17 protein-coding genes are annotated in these 21,498 nt (G+C 66.3%); 9 read left to right on the top strand and 8 right to left on the bottom strand.

Annotated features, from left to right (window positions below):
• The first annotated feature begins 2 nt into the window (after positions 1–2).
• On the top strand, positions 3–3,455 hold the full coding sequence (locus ACFWFP_RS18230; RefSeq protein WP_379296428.1) for a DEAD/DEAH box helicase family protein: 3,453 nt from the start codon (positions 3–5) through the stop codon (positions 3,453–3,455).
• A gap of 33 nt (positions 3,456–3,488) precedes the next feature.
• Here ACFWFP_RS18230 and ACFWFP_RS18225 read toward each other — a convergent pair whose 3' ends face one another.
• The 7 genes from ACFWFP_RS18225 to ACFWFP_RS18195 form a co-directional block, all read right to left on the bottom strand.
• Positions 3,489–4,565, bottom strand: a complete 1,077-nt coding sequence (locus ACFWFP_RS18225) for an ABC transporter ATP-binding protein (protein WP_379296426.1) — start codon at positions 4,563–4,565, stop codon at positions 3,489–3,491.
• A gap of 69 nt (positions 4,566–4,634) precedes the next feature.
• On the bottom strand, positions 4,635–5,963 hold the full coding sequence (locus tag ACFWFP_RS18220; protein WP_379296424.1) for an ABC transporter substrate-binding protein: 1,329 nt from the start codon (positions 5,961–5,963) through the stop codon (positions 4,635–4,637).
• Between the two features lie 21 nt (positions 5,964–5,984).
• Positions 5,985–6,851 (bottom strand): carbohydrate ABC transporter permease, encoded by an 867-nt coding sequence (locus ACFWFP_RS18215; RefSeq protein ID WP_379296422.1) that lies wholly within the window; start codon positions 6,849–6,851, stop codon positions 5,985–5,987.
• Complete coding sequence (locus ACFWFP_RS18210; protein ID WP_379296814.1) at positions 6,848–7,759, bottom strand: carbohydrate ABC transporter permease; 912 nt, start codon at positions 7,757–7,759, stop codon at positions 6,848–6,850. The genes ACFWFP_RS18215 and ACFWFP_RS18210 overlap by 4 nt, the downstream gene beginning before the upstream one ends.
• Positions 7,760–7,908: 149 nt before the next feature.
• A complete protein-coding gene (locus ACFWFP_RS18205) occupies positions 7,909–8,799 on the bottom strand; it encodes a L,D-transpeptidase (protein ID WP_379296420.1) in 891 nt (296 codons plus the stop codon).
• A 320-nt stretch (positions 8,800–9,119) separates the two neighbouring features.
• Positions 9,120–10,457 carry a cytochrome P450 gene (locus tag ACFWFP_RS18200; protein WP_379296418.1) on the bottom strand — a complete coding sequence of 446 codons (1,338 nt, stop codon included), beginning with the start codon at positions 10,455–10,457 and terminating at the stop codon, positions 9,120–9,122.
• 8 nt (positions 10,458–10,465) lie between these two features.
• On the bottom strand, positions 10,466–11,644 hold the full coding sequence (locus ACFWFP_RS18195; RefSeq protein WP_379296812.1) for a serine hydrolase domain-containing protein: 1,179 nt from the start codon (positions 11,642–11,644) through the stop codon (positions 10,466–10,468).
• A 171-nt stretch (positions 11,645–11,815) separates the two neighbouring features.
• Between ACFWFP_RS18195 and ACFWFP_RS18190 the strand changes: the two genes are divergently transcribed.
• Positions 11,816–12,448, top strand: a complete 633-nt coding sequence (locus ACFWFP_RS18190; protein ID WP_379296416.1) for a hypothetical protein — start codon at positions 11,816–11,818, stop codon at positions 12,446–12,448.
• Positions 12,449–12,486: 38 nt separating this feature from the next.
• Entirely contained in the window at positions 12,487–13,935 is a 1,449-nt protein-coding gene (locus tag ACFWFP_RS18185; protein ID WP_379296414.1) for an MFS transporter, read from the top strand.
• Positions 13,936–13,998: 63 nt separating this feature from the next.
• Here the strand turns inward: ACFWFP_RS18185 and ACFWFP_RS18180 are convergent, their stop codons facing one another.
• Positions 13,999–14,667, bottom strand: coding sequence for a S1 family peptidase (locus ACFWFP_RS18180; RefSeq protein ID WP_379296412.1), 669 nt, complete (start codon positions 14,665–14,667; stop codon positions 13,999–14,001).
• A 488-nt stretch (positions 14,668–15,155) separates the two neighbouring features.
• Here ACFWFP_RS18180 and ACFWFP_RS18175 point away from each other — a divergent pair, with 488 nt between their 5' ends.
• From ACFWFP_RS18175 to ACFWFP_RS18150, 6 genes are read left to right on the top strand one after another with little or no spacing between them, the layout of a single operon-like run.
• Entirely contained in the window at positions 15,156–16,010 is an 855-nt protein-coding gene (locus ACFWFP_RS18175; protein WP_266294734.1) for an ABC transporter permease, read from the top strand.
• A 3-nt stretch (positions 16,011–16,013) separates the two neighbouring features.
• On the top strand, positions 16,014–16,877 hold the full coding sequence (locus ACFWFP_RS18170; protein WP_378989340.1) for an MlaE family ABC transporter permease: 864 nt from the start codon (positions 16,014–16,016) through the stop codon (positions 16,875–16,877).
• Between the two features lie 40 nt (positions 16,878–16,917).
• Positions 16,918–18,384: an MlaD family protein gene (locus tag ACFWFP_RS18165; protein WP_379296410.1), complete on the top strand. Its 1,467-nt coding sequence runs from the start codon at positions 16,918–16,920 to the stop codon at positions 18,382–18,384.
• Positions 18,381–19,406, top strand: coding sequence for an MCE family protein (locus ACFWFP_RS18160; RefSeq protein WP_379296408.1), 1,026 nt, complete (start codon positions 18,381–18,383; stop codon positions 19,404–19,406). The genes ACFWFP_RS18165 and ACFWFP_RS18160 overlap by 4 nt, the downstream gene beginning before the upstream one ends.
• Positions 19,403–20,398 (top strand): MCE family protein, encoded by a 996-nt coding sequence (locus ACFWFP_RS18155; protein WP_379296406.1) that lies wholly within the window; start codon positions 19,403–19,405, stop codon positions 20,396–20,398. Before ACFWFP_RS18160 ends, ACFWFP_RS18155 begins: the two co-directional genes overlap by 4 nt.
• Positions 20,395–21,498, top strand: coding sequence for an MCE family protein (locus ACFWFP_RS18150; RefSeq protein ID WP_379296404.1), 1,104 nt, complete (start codon positions 20,395–20,397; stop codon positions 21,496–21,498). The genes ACFWFP_RS18155 and ACFWFP_RS18150 overlap by 4 nt, the downstream gene beginning before the upstream one ends.

Here is a 21,498-nt window from a genome sequence, read left to right as displayed (position 1 = left end):
TCGTGAGCAACTTCGAGTTTCTGCGGGACGAATGGCCCACGCTGTTCACCGAGGCCGTCCGCGCTGAGCGGGCGGGGGTGGCGGATCCGCGTGTGGCGTGTATCGCGGCTCGCAGGACTGTGGAGTTGGCGGTGGGGTGGCTGTATGACGCCGACACCTCACTGAAGAAGCCGTATCACAACGATCTCGCGGGCAAGATCAACGAGCCGACCATGGTCACGCTTGTCGGGACCGATCTGCGGGCCAAGCTGGACCTGATTCGCAAGGTCGGCAACGACGGGGTGCACGGGACCAAGCCGATCTCGGAGAAGACCTCGCTGCCGTTGCTGCGGGAACTGTTCCAGGTGATGTTCTGGCTGGCCCGCAACTACGCGACCGACCCGCTGAACGTCCCCCCGACGCACCTGGCCTTCAACGCCGACAAGGTGCCTCGTCCGCTCACTGCCGAGGATCGGCGCAAGAAGCAGGCTCAGGCGCAGGCGATGCTCGCCGAATACGAGCAGCAGCGCACCCAGCTGGCCGCGCAGCGCGACGCCAACGCCGATCTCGAGGCCGAGCTCGCGCAACTGCGGGCGCAGGTGGCCGCGGCGAAGAAGGCCAATCAGGCCGTGCCGGACGAGCACGACTACACCGAGGAACAGACCCGCGAGTTCTACATCGACCGATTGCTCGCCGAGGCCGGGTGGGCGCTCACCCACGCCGATGACCGGGAGTACCCGGTCACCGGTCTGCCGACCAAGTCGGGCAAGGGCCGCGTCGACTACGTGCTCTGGGACGACGACGGCAAACCACTCGGCCTGGTCGAGGCGAAACGTTCGGCCAAGGATCCTGATCTGGCCGGAAAGGCGCAGGCCCGGCAGTACGCCGACGCGCTCGAGCAGGCCACCGGGCAACGCCCGATCATCTACTACACCAACGGTTTCGAGACCTGGGTCTGGGACGACGCGTTCTACCCGCCGCGCAAGGTCCACGGTTTCCACACCAAGGACGAACTGCGCCTGCTCGTGCAGCGCCACGCCGGGCGTCGGCCGTTGGCGACCGAGACGATCAACGCGCAGATCGTGGAACGGGCCTATCAGACCAAGGCGATTCGCAAGATCGGCGAGGCGTTCGAGAAGCAGAACCGCCGCCAGGCGCTGCTGGTGATGGCCACCGGCACCGGCAAGACCCGCACCGCGATCGCGCTGGTCGATCTGCTCGCCAAGGCCGACTGGGTGAAGCGGGTGCTGTTCCTCGCCGACCGGCAAGCCCTGGTGAAGCAGGCCGCGAACGCGTTCAAAGCGCACCTGCCGGGCCTGCCGCCGGTGAACCTACTCACCGAGAAGAACGAGACGGGCCGGGTCTACGTCTGCACCTATCAGACGATGATGGGTCTCGCCGAGGAGTACGACGAGGCGGGGGTGAAGCGGTTCGGCCCTGGGCATTTCGACCTGGTGATCATCGACGAGGCGCACCGGTCGGTGTATCAGAAGTACGGCGCGCTGTTCACCTACTTCGATTCGCTGCTCGTCGGCCTCACCGCGACCCCGCGCGACGACATCGACCACAACACCTACCAGCTGTTCCACCTCGAAGACGGCATGCCCACCGACTACTACGACCTCGACGACGCGGTAGCCGAGAAGCACCTGGTGCCACCGACGGTCATCGAGGTGCCGCTGCGCATCCCCACACGCGGCATGCGCTACGACGAACTGTCCGAGGAGGAGAAGGAGAAGTGGGAGGCCCTGGACTGGTCCGCCGACGATGACGGCCAACCCACGGAAGTCGCCGCCGACGCCATCAACAAGTTCGTGTTCAACACCCCCACTATCGACACCATGCTGCAGACGGTGATGGAATACGGCTTGAAGGTGCCCGGCGGTGAGCACATCGGCAAGACCATCGTTTTCGCGCGAAACACCAAGCACGCCAAGCTGATCGCCGAACGCTTCGACATCCTCTACCCGCACTATCGCGGCAGCTTCGCCAGCATCATCACCAGCCACGCCGACAACGCGCAAAGTCTCATCGAGGACTTCGAAAAACCCAACACCGCACCGTATCTGGCGATCTCGGTCGACATGCTCGATACCGGCATCGACGTGCCCGCGGTGGTGAACCTGGTGTTCGCCAAGACGGTGCGGTCCAAGACCAAGTTCTGGCAGATGCTCGGCCGTGGCACCCGGCTGTGCAAGGACCTGTTCGGGCCGGGGCAGGACAAGACCGGGTTCGTGGTGTTCGACCTCGGCCGCAATGTCGAGTTCTTCAACCAGAACTTGCCGACGGTCGACGGTCGGGCCACAGTGTCGGTGCGGGAGAAGGTGTTCCGCCAGCGCGTCGCATTGCTCGCCGCCCTCGATCACGCCGCCGACCCGGGCGCGGCGCCGTCGGAAATTCCCGACGCCGAACCACACAGCGTCGGCGATCTGCGCTGGCAGGTGGCGCATACGCTGCAACAGCAGGTCGCCGCGATGAACCGCGACAGCATCGAAGTGCGCGGGCACCTGCGCCAGGTCGAGGCGTTCAGCGAGCCTGCCGCGTGGCAGCGGATCACCGTCGACAAGCAGGCCGAGCTGGACGAGATCGCACCGCTGCCAACCGAATTGGTCGAAGACGGCAATACCACGCAGGCCAAGCGGTTCGATTACCTGCTGCTGCGGCTGCAGTACGCCCACCTCACCGGCGAACCGACCTACCCCGCGCTGTGCGATCAAGTGCGCGAGCTCGCGAGCGAACTGCTCAACCCCGACCTCCAGCGAATCCCGATGGTGGGCGCCCAGCACGACTTCCTCGAAGACATCTGCACCGACAGCTGGTGGGACGATGTCACACTGCCGATGCTCGAGTCCATCCGTCGTCGCCTGCGCGGGCTCGTCGACAAGATCACCGGCAAGCCGCAGAGCCCCATCTACACCGATTTCGAGGACGAACTCGGCGAACTGTCGATCAAAGAGCTGACCGCGCTGGCCGGCCTGCGCGACAAGAAGCGGTTCAAAGCCCAGGCCCGCGCCTACCTCAACGACCACACCGACCATGTCGCCGTGCAGAAGCTACGGCGCAACCGCCAGGTCACCTCGACGGATGTGCAGTACTTCGAGGCCGTCTTCCTCGGCGAGGGCTTCGCCACCAGCGACGACATCGCCGAGGCCAAAGCCGCCCACGACGGCGAACTCGGTCTCTTCCTGCGTTCCCTGACCGGCCTCGAGGAGCAATCCGCCCGCGACGCCGTCGACACGTTCCAGTCCGGCCGCACCCTCACAGCCAACCAGCTCGACTTCCTCGACCTCCTGGTCAAGGTGATCGCCGCGAACGGCATCGTCGAGGTCGGCTCCCTCTACGACCCACCGTTCAGCCAGCGCTACCCGCACGGCCCCGACGCCCTGTTCCCGAACTCCGCCGACCTGGACGAAATCGAGGCGATCCTCGGCCGGCTACGAGCCACCGCCATCCCCGCCGACGCCCGCTCGGCATAGCCTCGAAGGGAGTAGTGGGGACGAACAAGACTCCTACCGCAGGCGGAGTTCGGTGTCGGCGTCGAAGAAGAAGATTTCTTCGGGCTTCGGGCGCAGGTGGAGGGTTTCGCCGAGGGTGGTCTGGAAGCGGCGGTCGACTCGGACGACGATCTTGCCGGAGCGGGTGGACCAGTCGGTGCCGGCGCCGTGGGTGTAGACGAACGATTCGGCGCCGAGTTCCTCGAGTAGTTCGGCGACTACGGTGATGCCGGCGGGGTCGGTGGTGACTTCCCAGGATTCGGGGCGGATGCCGAGCACGACGCGCGCACCGGAAAGAGTGCGGGGCACCGGGATTCGCAGTCCATCGAGCACCGCCTCGCCGTCGACGACGGGCGCTTCGAGCAGGTTCATGCCGGGCGAGCCGATGAACCCGGCGACGAAGGTGTTCAGCGGATTGTCGTACAGCTCACGCGGAGAGGCGATTTGCTGCAACCTTCCGTCGCGCAGCACGGCGACGCGGTGGCCCATTGTCATCGCCTCGACCTGGTCGTGGGTGACATAGACGGTGGTCGTGCCGAGGCGCTGTTGCAGGGCGGCGATCTGCGAGCGGGTCGAAACACGCAGCTTCGCATCGAGATTGGACAGCGGTTCGTCCATGCAGAACACCTGGGGGCGGCGCACGATCGCGCGGCCCATGGCAACACGCTGGCGCTGACCGCCCGACAACTTCGCCGGTTTGCGGTCGAGCAGCGGCTCGAGTTCCAGCATGGCGGCAGCTTCCCGCACCCGAACCAGCGTGTCGGACTTCGACATTCCCGCGTTGCGCAGCGCGAAGCCCATGTTCTCGGCGACGGTCATGTTCGGGTAGAGCGCGTAGCTCTGGAACACCATCGCCACGTCGCGGGCGCGCGGCGGCAGGTCGGTGACGTCGCGCTCACCGATCCGAATCGTGCCTGCCTCGACGGATTCGAGCCCGGCCAGCATCCGCAGGCTGGTCGACTTGCCGCAGCCGGAAGGCCCGACCAGCACGAGGAATTCACCATCGGCGATGTCGATGTCGAGCGCGTCGACGGCGGGGGTGCCGGCGCCGGGATAGCGGTGGGTCACACCGTCGAACTGCACTGTCGCCATGGCGAATTCTCCTAGCGGGGAAAGCGAAACGGGCCGGTGGTCACCACGAACCACCGGCCCGTGGGGGAACTACTTGGGCAGCTTGGGCGTGATCTGCCGGTCGATGATCGCCTGCACGTCGGCGGCTACCTTCGCGAGAACCGTGGCCGGATCGGCGTTCTGGAGACCGATCTGCTCGTAGCCGGTCCCGATGATCTGATCGGCGCCGGGCACGAACACGCGCGCGTAGTCCTGCGACTTCGCTACCGAGAGCTGGTCGATGGCGACCTTGGAGTTGGGGTTCTTCGCCAGGAAGTCGATCTCGCTCGGGTCGGTCACGGCCGACTTGCGCACCGGCATGTAGCCCGTGTTCTGTGTGAAGTACGCCGTGTTGGCCGCGTTGGTGATGAACTCGATGAACTTGAGCGCGTTGACCTTTCGCGAGTCCGAGATTCGCGACGGAATCGCCAGACCGGCGCCGCCGGTGGTGACGCCGGGGCCGTTCGGGTGCGGCAGGAACGCGGTGCCGACCTCGAACTTGCCGTCGGCGTTCTTCTTGATGCCCTTGAGGTCGCCGGTGGAGGCGATGGTCGAGGCCGCGACGCCGGTGCCGAAGTCGACCGCGATCTGCGGGCGGATCGCGGCGTACTTCTTCACGTTGATCGAGTCGCGCAGGTAGGTGGCCGCGGCGATCGAGCCCGGATCGGTGAACTTCAGCTTCCACTGATCGGAGTAGGCGCCGCCGAAGGTCCAGTTCGGGCCCTGGAAGGTCCAGCCCAGGTAGTTCTTGGCGTCACCCCAGGCGTGGGCGAACTTGTCGGCGCCGACGAGCGACTGCAGCTTCGGGCCCCACTCGTCGAATTCCTGCCAGGAGTTCGGGCCGCGGTCGGGCAGTCCGGCCTTCGCCCAGACGTCCTTGTTGTAGTAGAACAGCGGCGTCGAGCGGGCGTAGGGCAGCGCGTAGTGCTTGCCGTCGAACAAATAGTCGGCGGCGAGCGAGTCGACGTAGTCGCCCAGCTGCACACCCGCGGCACCGAAGTGCCCGTCGAGCGGTTCGATGGCCTTGCTCAGCGCGTAGTTGAACCACCAGACATCCGACAGCACCACGACATCGGGCAGGTCACCACCGGTGAGCGCGGCGTTGAACTTCTGCGCCACCTCCTCGTAGTTCTTGCCCGCGTCGACCAGGTTCACCTTCAGGTCGGGGTACTTCGCCTGGAACCGGTTGATCAGCTCGAGCTCCAGTTCCTTGGAGGTGCCGGGGTGGTTGGACCAGAAGGTGATGGTGTTGGCGTCACCGGAATCACCGGATCCGCCGCCGGTGCCCGCGCACGCGGACAGCGCTGCGGCAGCGGCGACGCCGCCGGTCAGGCCGAGGAAGCCACGGCGGCTCAACGCCGGGAATCGTGAGTTGGACACTGGCGAACTCCTGTTCGAGATCTATCCCTTGACCGCACCGGAGGTGAGGCCCTTGATCATGTGACGTTGCAGGGCGAGGAAGACGATGAGGATCGGCACCATGGTGAGCACGGTGCCCGCCATCACCGGCCCCCAGTTGGTGACGCTGGGGTTCTCGGTGTTCTGCAGCAGGGTCAGCCCCACCGGCAGCGTCGCGACATCGGCGGAGTCGGCCATCAGGAACGGCCAGAGGTACTCGTTCCACTCGTTGACCAGCGTCACCACCGCGAACGCCACCATCGTCGGCCCCGACATGGGCAGCACCACGCGAGTGAGCAGCCGCCACCAGTTCGCCCCGTCCATCCGCGCCGCCTCGATCACCTCGGCGGGCAGCGACAGGAAGTGGTTGCGCATCAGGAAGGTGCCGAAGGCGACGCCGCAGAGCGGGATGATGATGCCCTGGAAGGTGTTGCGCCAGCCGAGCTGGGCGATGAACGCGTAGTTGGAGATCACCGTGATCTGGTTGGGCACCATCAGCGCCGCGATGATCACCAGGAACACGATGTTCTTGCCGGGGAAGCGCAGGAACACCAGGCCGTACGCGCTGAACACCCCGAGCGCGAACTTCACCACCGACACCACGCCGGTGACGATCAGCGAGTTGCGCAGGAACGTCCAGAACGGCACCGTGGTGGTGGCGTGGCTGTAGTTCTCCGGGTGCCAGCTGTGCGGCCAGTAGACCGCGGGCTGGGTGTAGATGTCGGAGCGGTCCTTGAGCGAGGTGATCAGGATCCAGAACAGCGGGACGCCGACGATGATCAGCACGCACACCATCGCCGCGTAGCCGAGTACGGTGACGGCACGTTCGCGACGCTGGTACGAAAGCGTCTGCGGGCCTATGTGTTTCATCGTTCGCCTCGGTCCATCACGCGCACCTGGATCAACGTGACCACCAGCAGCACCACGAACATGATCGTGGCCACGGTGGCGCCGTAGCCGGCCCGGAAATTACGGAACGACTCCTCGTACACCTGGAACACCATGGTCGTCGTGCCGTTGCCGAGCGGGCCGCCGCGCGTCATCACATTGATGATGTCGAAGACTTGCAGCGAGTTCAGCAACACGGTGATCGACAGAAAGAATGTTGTCGGACGCAGTTGCGGCAGAAGCACTTTCGTGAATCGGGTCCAGCTGCTCGCGCCATCCATTTCGGCTGCTTCGAGCAATTCGGCGCGCACGCCTTGCAGCGCGGCCAGATAGATCACGAAGGCGTAGCCGAGGTTCTTCCAGATGTAGGTGAGCGTCACCATGAACAGTGCCCACTCGGGGTCTTGATAGAAATCCGGCACATTGCCGACGCCGAGCCGGTGCAGGACGTCTTGTACCAGACCGAAACTCGGATCGAAGATGAATTGAAAAGCCACGCCGATCGCCGCGCCCGAAATCACGAACGGGGCGAAAATCGCCGAGCGGACTACATTGCGCCCGAACAGTTTTCGATCGAGCAGCATGGCGAGTGCGAGACCGAGCGCCATACTCACCACGACGGCCGCCACGGTGAAGATCAGCGTATTGCTGACGACCTTCCATGAGTCGTCGCGCTGCCACCACTCGATGTAGTTGTCGAACCCGACCGAATTCGCCACCGGATCAGCGATATTCCAGTCGGTGAATGATAGCCGGATGTTATCGGCAAGCGGCCGGTAAACGAACAGGGTGAGCAGTGCCAGGTTCGGCACCACGAGTACTACGAACAGCGCGTAGTCCTGCCACGGACGGCTTCTCCCGGGGAGTACCCGCTCTGGACTCTGTCGCACCGCGGCAGCTTTACGGCGCATGGCGAACCGTTGGTTAACCCGGCCCGCCGATTTCCTGAACATCGGGCACACAGTGCCGATTACAGCAAAACCCGAACAACACGACCTCGATTGATCGTATTGTTCGGGTTTTGTTCAGCGAATTACGCTCAGTTCCAGTCGCCGAGACCGTCGCCCGCACTGAGGGTTCCGCCCTGGGTGCCGGTGATGACCACGGCGTCACCACGGCGCGAGTTCTCCAGGAACCACTTCGCGTCGGCGGTGCTCACGTTGAGGCAGCCGTGGCTGGCGTTGGAATAGCCCTGCTGCGCAACCGACCACGGTGCGGCGTGCACGAAGATGCCGCTGTTGGAGATGCGGGTGGCGTATTCGACCTCGAGCTTGTAGCCCTCGGGATCGGTGACCGGCACGCCGTAGGTGGACGAGTCCATGGTCATCTTCTCGAGCCGCTCACCCACGATGTAGGTGCCGTTGGGGGTCTCGTGGCCGGTCTTGCCGAGCGAGGTCGGCATCTCGCGCACGACTTCACCGTTGATCGTCACGACGATCATCTTGGTGGCGTCGTCGACGGTGGCGACGAACGCGTCACCGATGTGGAACGCGCTGGAGGTGCCACCCGCGACCACGGTCACGTTGGTGTTGGCGGGCCAGAACTCGGTGGGCTTCCAGCGGACCTGCTTGCTCGAGGTCCAATAGAAGTAGCCGGGCGCGTTGGTGCTCGAGGTGACCTTGATGGCCCGCTCGGCGGCCGCGCGGTCCTCGACCGGCTCCTGGAAGGTGATGATGATCGGCTGCGCGACGCCGACGGTCTCGCCGTCGGCGATGTTGATGTTCGGCGGCGCGAAGGGCGCCTGCTGCGCGGGCTCGTTCACCGCGGGCTGGCTCGAACCGGCGCCGAAGCCCGGCAGAGTCGGCTGAGCCTGCGCGGGCACGGCGATCAACGCGCCGGTCGCTGCGATCGCTGCCGACAGCAGCAGGCCCCGGCGGAGCCAGTGCGATTGCTGCGTATTTGCCTCGTAGTGCATAGGTTTCTCGTCCATTCCATCTCTCGTTCCGCGTGCGGCGGCGCGAGATCTACTCAGTGACGCTCGTTCTCATGTGCCGTAGAGGCCGCAACGGGTCTCTACGGGGTAACGACTTCCCCGACCCTGACCCTCCATTACTACCCGCACCAGGTGACGCGGTGCCAGCCGCGTCGCACGGTGATAACAGACCGGCAACTATGTGCTGTGGGTCACATAACGTGCTGTTATTCAGCGGCTTTCGTCAAACGCCGCGCTCACAGCGGCGAGTCGGCGGCGGTGCGTGCGAGCAGCCGGAAAACACATCGGTGTGACTCCCAAACCCCACGTGAGGCAGATCACCTCGTGCGTGTGAAGTGGATCGCTCGATCCGGTGCCGTCGCGAGATTGCGCGGCACGGTGCGCGGTCGCCCGCCGAGCGCCAGCGCGGGATCCAGGGTCAACCGGACCTCGGTCAGCAGCGTCGCCAGCACGATCCGCAGCTCGTAGTCGGCCAGTGTCGCGCCGATACAGCGCCGGTGACCACCGCCGAACGGCGCGAACTCGAACGGCGTGACGGTGCGGTCGAGGAATCGGCCGGGGTGGAACAGGTGCGGTGCGGGCCAGGTGGACGGTTGGCTGTGCAGGACGCCGACGGCGAGGCCGATGGTGGCGCCTGCCGCCACGTCGGCACCGAGCCAGCGCAGCGGCTCCCGCACCGTGCGCAGCACGATCGGCACCGGTGGATGCAGGCGCAGGGTTTCCTGGCAGACGGCGTCGAGCAGCGGCAGTCGCGCCTGTTCGGCGGGGTCGTCGCCCGCCGTGGGCAGCTCGGCGAGCAGGCGCGCGAGCAGGCCGGGTTCGCGGTGCAGGTGGTAGAGCGCCCAGGTGAGAGTGGTCGCGGTGGTTTCGTGGCCCGCGACGAGCAGGGTGCGCAGCTGCTCGCACAGTTCGGCGTCGGTGAGGGTGGTGCCGTCGTCGTAGCGGGTGGCGAGGAGGAGATCGAGCAGGTCGCCGTCGGCGGGGCCGGTGCGGCGGCGTCGGGCGACGTCGGCCAGGATCAGCTCGTCGAGCCGCTCCCGAGCGGCGATGAAACGCTCCCACGGACCGAAACCGCCCAGGCGACGGCGCAATACGGGCGCCACCAGGAGACCGGTGGTGAAGGCGGTGAGGAAATCGGTGACCACGCCGCCGTATTCGGCCGCGCGATCGGAATCGGCGCCGAACACCGCGGCGAGGATGACGCGCAAGGTGATGGAGCGCGCGGCCGCGAGCGCGTCGATCCGCGTGCCGAGTTGCCAGGGGCCCGCTGTGCCGCAATGGATCTCGTTCAGAGTCGCCTCGCGGATCACCTTGCTCAGCAGCCGGACCCGTTGACCGTGCAGCGCGGGCGCCAGCAGCGCGCGATCGGTGCGATGCCGCGTCCCGGAACTGAGGATCAGCGACGCGGCCCCGACCATCGGCTCGATCGGGTTGGGCCGCGGCGGCTCGAGCAGCGCCACCGGCGCCCGGAACAGTGCGCGCGCACCCTCGGCCGTTCCGGTGAACAGCACCGGCGGAAACCCGGGGAACCCGACCGCGAACGGATCACTGCGCGCGGCGCGTCGTCGCAGGTAGCCCTCGAAATCCCGCCCCGCGGCCACGCCGTGCAGCAGGGACAACCGCGGCGCGGTGGGCGCGGGGCTCAGCGAACTCATGCCAAGTACTACGTGGCACCTCGGCGAGAGGTTCGATCGCCCCGCACCGTCCCCTGTGCCATCGCCGCCAGCTTGGCCAACCGTGCGTCACCGAGCGCCGTGACGGCCCCGCCGAGCCGATTGGTGACGAACGCGATCGACATCCCCAGATCAGGATCGGCATAGGCACCGGAACCGCCGACACCGTAGTGGCCGAAGGCATTTCGCGGTTGCTGCTTGGTCATCAGGACCGGCCGGTGGTAGCCGAGGGTGAAGCGCAGCGGCAGGCCGAGAACATAGTCTCGGCTGCTCGTCTGCTGGGTGCGGTTGATCGTCTCGATCGTCTCCGGCCGCAGGAACCGCACATCGCCCACCTGCCCACCGTTGGCCAGCGCCCCGTACATCCTGGCCAGCGCCCGGGCCGAGAACACCCCGTTCCAGCCGGGCATCACCGCGTCGTGCACCCGCGGATCGCGGACGAGTTCGTCGAAGCTCTCCGGCATGCCGGCCTCGGCCAGACCGCGGGCGGGCCGCACCCACGACAGCACCGACGACGCGGTGTTCCAGCGGATCCCCGGTGGGGCCAGATGCGGAAAGATCTTCGCGATCCGATGCCGCTCGCCCGGCGGCACCTGGAACCAGAAATCGTCGATCCCCAAGGGCTGGGCCACTTCTCGGCGCAACACCGTCGTGAAGGGATCGCCGGTGACCCGCTGCACGATCTCGGCGACCAGCCAGCCGAAGGTGATCGCGTGGTAGCCCGAGGTGCGGATGCGGCGCGGGTCGGCGGGGCTCTCGGCGAGGGCGGTCACCACCGCGCCGTAGTCCAGAATGCCCTCGCGACCGGGCACCAGCCCGCGGACCCGGTGCAGGCCGGCGCGATGGGACAGCACGTCACGCACGGTGATGTCGTCCTTGCCGTGCGAGCCGAACTCCGGCCAGTAGGTGGCCACCGGCTCCTCGTAGTCGACGAGTCCGCGCTCGGCCAGCCGATGCAGCACGGTGGCGGCGACACCCTTGCCGGTGGAGAAGGTGAGTGCGATGTTCTCGCCGCTCCAGCGCTGATCCTTGGCCGCCCAGCCCGCCCAGATGTCGACGACCGGGCGACCGTCGAGGTAGATGGCCAGCGCACCGCCACCACGATGGGGCTGGGCGAACATCCCGAAGAAATGATCCGCGAGCCGGATGAAGCGCGGATCGACCACCATCTGCCGTGGCGCCGCGAAATCGCCGACCGGTGCTGACACGATGGATACCTCCTGATACACGCGATCGGGGGCCCCGCGCCGCACACGGCGACCGGAATCCCAAGGGTATCGCAGGACAGACCCGCCGGGTTGGAGTCGACGCAGGTGGCTCCGGTGGTGTATTCACAATGGGTGTTTGCAGATTTGCCCATCGGCCGGCTCGTCGGCGCGATCGCCATCACCGTGACCGCGTTCGTCTCGACCGGTTGCGGAGGCACCATCGACGGCCACGCCCAGCCGGCGATCGACGTCGTTCCCGCGACCAGCACAGCGACGCCGACCACCAAGCCGGGCAAGTCGACCACCGGCAAACCCACCGCGAGCAAGCCCGCGCCGACATCGAGCAAGGGCGGCAAGACCGACTTCCAGGCCAATGTCGGCGACTGCGTCGCGCTCGGCGGCACGGTCAACGACGCGACCATCGAGAAGGCCGCGTGCGGTAGTCGCTCGTCGAACTACAAGGTCATCGGCAAGGCCAAGACCAGCAGCGGCTGCGTCGGCGACCGCGACAACTTCTACGCCGAGACCCTCAACGGCGTCGAGACCGGCGCCCTGTGCCTCGACATCGACTGGGTCGTCGGCGGCTGCATCGACGTGGGCGGCGACGAACCCAAGCGCATCGAGTGCAGCGAGGGCGGCACCGAACCGGTCAAGGTCATCACGATCAACAAGAACTCCGACAGCGTCGACGACTGCCCCGACGCCGCCGATTCCGGCTTCAAGTACGCCGAGCGCCGCGTCGTCGTCTGCGTGGAGAGCCTGTAGTCCCAACGAAAGACGTGGGTGGCGGCTAGTTTGGAGTAGTGCCCCAGACGGTTCGGCTGAACTCGGCCACGGGCCGGTGGATTCTGCTCGCCACCATCCTCGGCTCGTCGATGGCGTCGCTGGACGCCACCGTCGTCTCCGTCGCGCTGCCACGGATCGGCGAATCGCTGCACACCGATGTGGCCGGGTTGCAGTGGACCGTCAACGGTTACACCCTCACGCTGGCCTCCTTCATCCTGCTCGGTGGTTCGCTCGGCGACCGCCTCGGCCGCCGACGCGTCTTCGTCTGGGGGATCGCCGGATTCGCGATCACCTCGCTGCTGTGCGCGGTCGCGGTGAACATCGAGATGCTCGTGGCCGCGCGCTTGCTCCAGGGCGTGGCGGGCGCGTTGCTCACGCCGGGGAGCCTGGCGCTGATCTCGGCGTCGATCGACAAGGGCGATCAGGGCAGTGCGATCGGACTGTGGTCCGGTCTCGGCGGGGTGGCCGGTGCGTTCGGGCCGCTGCTCGGCGGTGGCTTGATCGACCTGGTCGGCTGGCGGGCGATCTTTCTGCTCAATGTGCCGCTCGCGCTGGTCGTGGCCGTCGTGACGCTGAAATACGTGCCGGAGAGCCGAGATCCGGAGGCGCCCGCGCGGATCGACATACCGGGCGCGGTGATCGTCGCGCTCGCGCTCGGTGCGCTCACACTGGGACTCATCGATTCGCGCGTCGTGCTGGTGGCGGTCGGGCTGGCCGCGCTGGCGTGTTTCGTGCTGGTGGAACTGCGCAGCCCGAATCCGCTGGTACCGCCGTCGCTGTTCCGGTCACGGGTGTTCACGGTGGCGAATCTGGTGACGTTGCTCGTGTATGCCGCGCTCGGCGGCGTCTTCTTCCTGCTGGTGCTGCAATTGCAGCTGGTCGCCGGGTACTCGCCGATGGCGTCGGGCGCCGCCGGACTGCCCGTCACGCTGCTCATGCTGGTGCTCTCGGCGCCCGCTGGCCGGTGGGCGCAGCAGCACGGGCCGCGAATTCCGATGACGGTCGGTCCGCTGCTGGCCGCCGGCGGGGTGTTCGCGTTGCAGCGGATCGGACCGGGCGCGAACTATCTCACCGATGTGCTGCCCGGCGTGTTCGTCTTCGGGCTCGGTCTGTCGGTGCTGGTAGCACCGTTGACCGGTGCGGTACTCGCGGCCGTGCGCGAGGGCGAGGCGGGCATCGCGTCCGGGGTGAACAACGCCGTGGCGCGTACGGCACAGTTGCTCGCCGTGGCGGCATTGCCCGGTCTGGCCGGGTTGTCCGGTGCGTTCGACGACCCGGTCGCCTTCGCCGCCGGCTTCGACACCGCGATGCGCTGGTGCGCGGTGCTGCTGCTGATCGGCGCGGGTGTCGCGGCGGTCCTGCTCCGCGTGCCGCGTCAGCCCCCGCAGCCCGAACGCGTCGACTGCCTGCCGCACTGCGCGGGCGCCGACGGACCCGCCCTCGCGCCGAAATCGCTTGCCGCATAGCAAGAGCGGGCCGCGTGGACAACCACGCGACCCGCTCGACATCCGGGGAGTACGGGCGAGGGACTAGATCGGGCGATACCCCGAACCCACGCCGCCGCGGGCGTTGATGTCGTCCATGATCGAGTTCATGTTCGTCCCGACCTCGGGCCCGATGCAGGCCAGGGCGAGGTAGGCGTTGACCATGCCGACCAGGGTCGAGCCGACGACAACCGGTGCGCCGGAATCGCCCTCGACGACGCACATCTGCGACCACGTCTCGGTATTGGTCGCGAACACGTCGCCCCAGGTGATGCCGCAGGTATTGCCGGTGGTCCGGCCTTCCTTACAGACGATCGTCGGGAACTGCGCCGGTCCGCCGACACCGGTGATGGTGACGTTGCCGATCCGGTTGACCGGGGTGATCCGGCCCGGCGTGAACTCGATGACCGCGTAGTCGAGTTCGGAGTTGCTGTACACGAAACGGCCGATCTCGCCGTAGCCTCGATCCACCTCGGCGCTGACCGGCGCGCCCGCGTCGCCGCAGTGGCCCGCGGTCAGTCCGACCAGCCTGCCCGCGCCGTCGTATCCCACCGTGGTGACGGTGCACTCGAACGCGTTGTCGATCACGATGCCGGAGCCGCCGCCGATCACCGGGGGGCCTGCTTGCGCGTTGGCCGCACCGGTGCCGAGTAGTGCTGCACCGAGGGCGAGGGCGAAGGCGGTGTTGGCCACCTTGGCGAGTTTGCTGAACATGTCCCTCCAGATGTCGGAAGTTCGCACAGTATCAATACGGTCTGTCTATCGTGCCTGTATTCGGTCCCGGGCGCGCCTCCGGACCGGTGTGTTTGCCGCCGAGTCGTCCGATCCTTCCCGAGTGGTTGTCATAGCGATTCCCTATTGGAATCGTGTCGCGGCGAGTCGTTCGTGATTCTCGCGTGAAGTGTTCGGATAATTCGACGAGGACTTCGTTATGAATGACAAATTTCCGCAATATTCCTTTACCGCGACCGCTGGTACTGGGAAACCATGTAGGAAAAGGACTTCGCGGGTAATCCCTGGAATCCCGGAATTACGGGCTGTAGGGTCCGGCTCGGCCGGTCTCATAGCCGTTTCGGACAGTGACCTCTATCTATGACAGCGCTCACATGTCGGTGATGTGTTCTGCGCTACTCCGTAGTAAGGTGCGTCAAGCAAACAAGTCGCCGGGGCGTTGAGGGTCCGGCGTCGAGAGGGGTTATGCAGTGCAGTCGACCGAGAGTCCGCCCACACGTTCACGAGTCAGCGAGGCTGTCGACTGGACGAAGGGCCTTTGGGACGACCACCCGAAGAAGTCGCTGGAAACCTTCGGTCGACAGATCACGATGGGTATCGAAGCGATCACGGAGTTGATCGTCGCGATCTTCCGTCGGCGTTTTCCTTTCGACGAGTTCGTCCGGCAGTCCGCGTTCATGGCCAGCGTCGCCGCGGCGCCGACACTGCTGGTCGCCATCCCGATCGCGGTGATCGTCTCGATCCAGGTCGGCGCGGTCGCGGGCCAGGTCGGTGCCACGTCGTTCATCGGTGCGGCCAACGGCCTCGGCATCATCCAGCAGGGCGCCCCGCTGGTCACCGCGCTGATGATCGCCGGCGCCGTCGGTTCGGCCATCTGCGCCGACCTCGGTTCCCGCACCATCCGTGAAGAGATCGACGCGATGAAGGTGATGGGTGTCGACCCGCTGCGCCGCCTGGTGGCTCCCCGCCTCGGCGCCGCCATGCTGGTCAGCTTCCTGCTCTGCGGCTTCGTCGTCTTCGTCGGCTTCCTGACCGGCTACATGTTCAACATCTTCGCCCAGGGCGGTACACCCGGCTCCTACATGAGCACCTTCGCCTCGTTCGCGGTGACCCGCGACCTCGCGGTGGCGCTGTTGAAGTCGGTCCTGTTCGGTCTGATCGCCTCGATCATCGCCTGCGACTGCGGCCTGAACGCACGCGGTGGTCCCGGTGGCGTCGCCAACGCGGTGAACTCCGCGGTGGTCAGCTCCACCGTCATGCTGCTCGGTGTCAACGTGGCGATCACCCAGATCTACGCCGCCGTCTTCCCCCCACAGGTGGTCTGAGCCATGTCATCTACATACGTACCTCCGCTACTGCGACCGATCCGGTCGCTGCAGAAGGCCAGCAAGGCGCCCGGCGATCTGCTCGCCCGCCTCGGCCACCAGGTCTTCTTCTTCCTGCGTTCGGTCGGGTCCATCCCGCTGGCCTTCAAGCAGTACCCGAAGGAGGTCTGGCGTCTGCTCTCCGACGTCACCTGGGGTAACGGCAATATCGTCGTCGGTGGTGGCACCATCGGCGTCATCCTGATCATCAGCGCCTTCGGCGGCATGACGGTGGCCATTCAGGGCCACACCTCGCTGAACCTGCTCGGATTGAGCCCCATCACGGGCGCGATCTCGGCCTTCGCCACCACCCGCGAGCTCGGCCCGCTGCTGGCGGCATTGGCTTTCGCGGCCCAGGCGGGCTGTCGATTCACCGCACAGCTGGGCGCCATGCGCATCTCCGAGGAGATCGACGCGCTCGAGTCGGTGGCGATTCGCCCGCTGCCCTACCTGGTCAGCACCCGGATGATGGCCGCGGTGATGGCGATCGTGCCGCTGTACGCCCTCGGGTTGACCATGGCCTACCTGGCCTGCTCGGTCACCGTGCAATTGATCGGCGGTACGGCGTCGGGCACCTACTCGCACTACTTCTTCCAATTCCTGGTGCCGACGGACGTGCTCTACTCCCTGCTCAAGGCGATCATCTTCGTCATGATCACGACGTTCATCCAGTGCTACTACGGCTTCTTCGCCTCGGGCGGTCCCGAAGGCGTCGGTGTGGCGGCAGGCCGTGCGATCAAGATGTGCATCATCCTGGTCGTGTTCGCCGACCTCGTCATGACGTTGGCGATCTGGGGCATCAACCCCGGCATCAGGATCTCGGGGTAAGGGCGCGATGATCATCGATCCGAGTGGGCGCGGTCCCACCATGAAGCAACTGTATGTGGCCGGCGCCGCCGGTCTGATCGTCTTCGGCGTCATCCTGGCTTTCCTCACGGCCCGCTACCAGGGCTACTTCGTGCCCAAGGTCAACGTGGTCGCGAACCTGTCGACCACCGGTGACGGCCTGCCGTCGGACGCCGACGTGAAGTTCCGCGGCGTGCTCGTGGGCGTGGTGAAGAACGTCGAGATCGGCAAGGACGCCGAGCAGAAGGTGAACATCGAGCTCAAGCCCGAGTTCGCCGACGGTATCCCCAACACCGTCACCGCCCGCGTGGTGCCCTCCAACCTGTTCGCGGTCACCTCCGTGGAGCTGGTCTACAACGGCGCGAACAGCCAGCACCTGAAGGAGGGCTCGCAGATCCCCGAGGACCGCAGCCAGGGCACGATCGCGCTGCAGGACACGCTCACCACGGTGCGCGACATCCTCGACGAGGTCGATCCGGTGCAGCTCGGTCGCGTGCTCGGCACGCTCACCCAGGCACTCGACGGCAGCGGCCGGGTTCCCGGCTCGACTATTCAGCGCCTCGACCACTGGCTGACCACGGTCGCCGACGCGGGCCCGAACCTGGGCGGCATGCTGGACAACTTCTCCGACTCCGCGCACGCGCTGAACCAGTCGGCGCCGGAACTGCTCGACGTCCTCGGCTCCTCGGTACAGACCGCGAACACCATCGCCACCAAGCGCGAACAGCTGATCGCGCTGCTGGCCGGTGCGAGCGCCACCACCGACCGGGTGAACGACCTGTTCGCGTCGAATCCCGATGTGGGCAAGGAAGTCACGGTCGGCATGAACGCCACCCTGGGTGCGCTGGCCGCCGACCCCGCGTCGATCACCAAGACCTTCCAGGTCTTCGGTCCCTCGCTGGCCCAGCTCAACACCACCTTCCACGGTGGCCCGAGCGGCAAGCAGATGGTGTGGAACGCCGGCCTGACCTTCACGCCGTACCAGCCCAACACCGTCGCCGACTGCCCGCGCTACGGCGACCTGCTCGGACCCAGCTGCTTCACCGCACCGGCCGAGGCCGCGCTGCCGGTGATCCCGGACAACCTGCGTCCGCGCAGGCTCGACACGGCCGCGGGCCTGCCGCCGCTGGTGTCGATCCCGGGCATGCCCGACATCCCGGGTCTCACCAGTCCCGGTGTCGCGCCGATGCACACGGCCAACGGCACCGAGATCAAGCCGTTCCAGGGCACGCCGCTCGAGGGCCTCGTCCCGTCGATCCAGATTCCGGGCCTGCCCGGTGTGCTGGGTGGTGCGCCCGCTCCCGCGGCCGCTCCGGCCGCGGCGCCCGCTCCGGCGAGCGTGCCCACCGCGACACCGATCTCCTACTCCGGTGACGCGGCGATGACTCAGCTGCTCGGTCGCAAGCCGAACGCGTCCGAATATCTGCTGCTCGGTCCGATTTTGAAGGGCGGAACCCTGCAAGTGTCCGAAAACGGGGGTGGCGCATGAGTATCCGCAAGCCACTGATCGGGTTCAGTATCTTCGCGCTCGTCTCACTGCTCGTCACCGTGGTCGTGTGGAACACACTGGCCCGCACGGTCGACGGTGACACCCGCAAGTACACCGCGATCTTCACCGACGTCCTCGGGCTGCGGCCCGGCGACGATGTCCGGATGGCCGGCGTGCGCGTCGGCAAGGTCGAGGCCATCGAGCTCGACGGCAAGAACGACGCCAAGGTGTCGTTCATCGTGCAGAGCGACCAGACGCTGTTCAACGACACCAAGGCGCTGGTCAGGTACCAGAACCTGATCGGTCAGCGCTACGTGGCGCTGACCCCGGGCGCGACGCCGAGCCCGGAGCCGCTCGAGAGCGGCTCCACCATTCCGCTCGACCGCACCGAGCCCTCGTTCGACATCTCGGCCCTGCTCAACGGTTTCCAGCCGCTGTTCCAGGCGCTCGAGCCCGCCGAGGTCAACGCGATGTCGGAGACCCTGATCCAGGCGCTGCAGGGCGATGGGGTCTCGCTGTCGGCGTTCATCATTCAGGCGGCCCAGCTGGCCACCGATTTCCAGCGTCGCGACGCGATCCTGTCCGACGTGATCACCAACCTGTCCGGTGTGATGGCCGGGTTGGCAAAGCGAGGGGATGAATTGGAGACCCTGATTACCCAGACCAGGGCGTTGATCGGCGGACTCTACGACCAGGGTCAGTCGCTGCAGGCGTCCACGGTCACCCTCGCCGATTCCACGACCGCGCTGGTCGGGATGATGACCAAGATCCAGCCGAAGCTGGCCGCGACCCAGAACTCGACCACCGCGGCGCTGAATCTGCTGCTGGCCAACGGTGCCAAGCTCGACCAGGTCGCGATCGACATGCCTTCGATGCTCGCCGACCTCGGCCGGATGACATCGGAAGGCACCCACGCCAACGCCTACCTGTGTGGTCTGGACATCTCGCTGTACGGGGTTCTGTTCCCGCGCGGCCTGGTCAGCCAGATCGGTGGCACCGGCCATTCCGAGGTGTGCAGATGAGCAAGATCAAGTCGGCCTTCGTCGGCAACCGCAACTTCTGGCTGGGTGTGGTCGGTGCGCTGTGCATCGTGCTGCTGCTGGTCGGTTCGAGCATCTTCCAGTTCATCGGGCTCGGAAAACAGTCCATCGACGCCGAATTCGTGCAGGCCGCGGGCATCAAGACCGGTGACAAGGTCGCGGTCTCGGGTGTGCAGGTCGGCACGGTTTCCGGCGCCAAGATCGAGGGCGATCACGTGGTGATCACCCTCGATGTGGACAGCTCGCTGAAGCTCGGTCCCGACGCGCACGCCGCGATCAAGATGGCGACCCTGCTCGGCGCGCGCTACGTCGACCTGCAGCCCGGCGACGGAACCGGCCTGAAGAACAAGACGATCCCGCGCAGCAACACCGACGTGCCGTACAACATCGCCGATGTGGTGCAGGTCGGTACGCCGAAGTTCGAGGCGCTCGACACCAAGAAGCTCGCCGCCTCGCTCAACACCATCAACTCCCAGCTCGGCGATTCGCCGGAGCTGGTCGCCCAGGCGCTCGACAGTGTCGGTGCGGTCGCGAAGGTCGTCGACCAGCGCAAGGGTGAGGTCGACAGCCTGATCAAGGACCTCAACCGGGTCACCCAGCTGCTCGCCGACAACCGCAACTCGATCCTGCTCGTGATCACCCAGGGCGAGGCCATCGCCAACCGGGTGATGGAACGGCAGAGTCTGCTGCGCCAGCTGCTGGACAACGTCGCCACGCTGACCCGTCAGCTGGAGGAGATCGGCGCCCAGAACGGTGACCAGTTCGGCGGCACCATCAGCCAGCTCAACACCATGGCCGAGGGTCTGCAGAAGAACAAGGACAATCTCGACAAGCTGCTGCAGATCGGTCAGCCCACGGCGCGCTACTTCAACAACGCGCTCGGCAACGGTAACTACGGTTCGGTCGCACTGCCGTGGTTGTTCCCGGACAACTGGCTGTGCTTCGTTCAGGTGATCCAGGGGTGCCAAGGATGAAACTGACCAACAGGCTCCGCATCGCGCGGACCATGATGATCGCCACCACCGCGCTGGCCCTCGGCAGCTGCTCGCTGATGCCGAGCCAGTTCGACGACGCGCTCGGCCGCTCGACCAAGATCACCGCCGACTTCGAGAACATCGCCGGTATGTACGAGGGCAACGAGATCATGGTCCTCGGTCTCGCGGTGGGCAAGGTCGACAAGATCGTGCCCAAGGGCACCTACGTCGAGGTCCACATGACCATCGACGCCGGCGTCAAGGTCCCGAAAGACGCGATCGCGGCGATTATTTCGCCCTCGATCGTCACCGACCGCCACATCGAGGTGAGCCCGCCGTTCACCGGCGGTGAAACGCTGAAGTCCGGCGATCACCTGCCCAAGGCGCGCACCAGGACACCGGTCGAGCTGGACACGATGATCAAGACCATCGACCAGTTCGCTGCCGCGTTGAAGCCCGAACCGGGTCAGGAGGGTCTTGGCCCGCTGTCGGGCCGGGTGCTGTATCCGGTGCTCAACGGCAACGGTCAGAAGATCAGGGAAACCCTCGACGCGCTCTCGGGTGCGTTGAAGGTCGGTGTCGACAACAAGGACGCCATCGCCAACATCATCATCAAGCTCAACGAGCTCACGACGATGCTGGCCGACAACGATCAGTCGGTGCGCGACTTCAGTGACCGGGTGACCGCGATGTCGGGGCTGCTCGCCGAGCAGGCGCCGGGTCTGCAGGCCACCCTCGATCAGCTCAACGCGTTCCTGAACAACACCTCGACGACGTTCGCCGGGCATCAGGAAGAACTGGCGGCGTCGCTGACCGGGTTGACCACCGTGACCAACCAGTTGCGCGCCAATTCGGGTGCGATGGTCGAGATCGTCGACGTGGTGCCGCTGCTCATGCAGAACATCGACGGCGCCATCAACAAGGAAAAGGGCTTCGTCCGCCTGCAAGCGCTGATCGGCACCGCTCTCTCGGGCGAGATCGTCAGCGCGTTCTGTGAGCGGATCCAGATGCGGCCCGATGGGTGCCGTACCACCGGGAACGTCCAGGACTTCGGCCCCGATTACGGGCTCACCGCCGCACTGCTCGGACTGACGAAATGA

Origin of the sequence: Nocardia sp. NPDC060249, assembly GCF_042728755.1 — a bacterium.
Taxonomy (GTDB): domain Bacteria; phylum Actinomycetota; class Actinomycetes; order Mycobacteriales; family Mycobacteriaceae; genus Nocardia.
The sequence above is the reverse complement of the archived record's forward strand: the minus strand, read 5'-3'. Positions and strand labels throughout refer to the sequence as shown.

Excerpts from the sequence above, each read along its gene's own strand:
- ACFWFP_RS18155 (WP_379296406.1), top strand. The coding sequence starts at position 19,403 with ATGAGCAAGATCAAGTCGGCCTTCGTCGGCAACCGCAACTTCTGGCTG.
- ACFWFP_RS18150 (WP_379296404.1), top strand. The coding sequence starts at position 20,395 with ATGAAACTGACCAACAGGCTCCGCATCGCGCGGACCATGATGATCGCC.
- ACFWFP_RS18225 (WP_379296426.1), bottom strand. The coding sequence starts at position 4,565 with ATGGCGACAGTGCAGTTCGACGGTGTGACCCACCGCTATCCCGGCGCC.
- ACFWFP_RS18200 (WP_379296418.1), bottom strand. The coding sequence starts at position 10,457 with ATGAGTTCGCTGAGCCCCGCGCCCACCGCGCCGCGGTTGTCCCTGCTG.
- ACFWFP_RS18180 (WP_379296412.1), bottom strand. The coding sequence starts at position 14,667 with ATGTTCAGCAAACTCGCCAAGGTGGCCAACACCGCCTTCGCCCTCGCC.
- ACFWFP_RS18170 (WP_378989340.1), top strand. The coding sequence starts at position 16,014 with ATGTCATCTACATACGTACCTCCGCTACTGCGACCGATCCGGTCGCTG.
- ACFWFP_RS18195 (WP_379296812.1), bottom strand. The coding sequence starts at position 11,644 with ATGGTGGTCGATCCGCGCTTCATCCGGCTCGCGGATCATTTCTTCGGG.
- ACFWFP_RS18165 (WP_379296410.1), top strand. The coding sequence starts at position 16,918 with ATGAAGCAACTGTATGTGGCCGGCGCCGCCGGTCTGATCGTCTTCGGC.
- ACFWFP_RS18205 (WP_379296420.1), bottom strand. The coding sequence starts at position 8,799 with ATGGACGAGAAACCTATGCACTACGAGGCAAATACGCAGCAATCGCAC.
- ACFWFP_RS18160 (WP_379296408.1), top strand. The coding sequence starts at position 18,381 with ATGAGTATCCGCAAGCCACTGATCGGGTTCAGTATCTTCGCGCTCGTC.
- ACFWFP_RS18215 (WP_379296422.1), bottom strand. The coding sequence starts at position 6,851 with ATGAAACACATAGGCCCGCAGACGCTTTCGTACCAGCGTCGCGAACGT.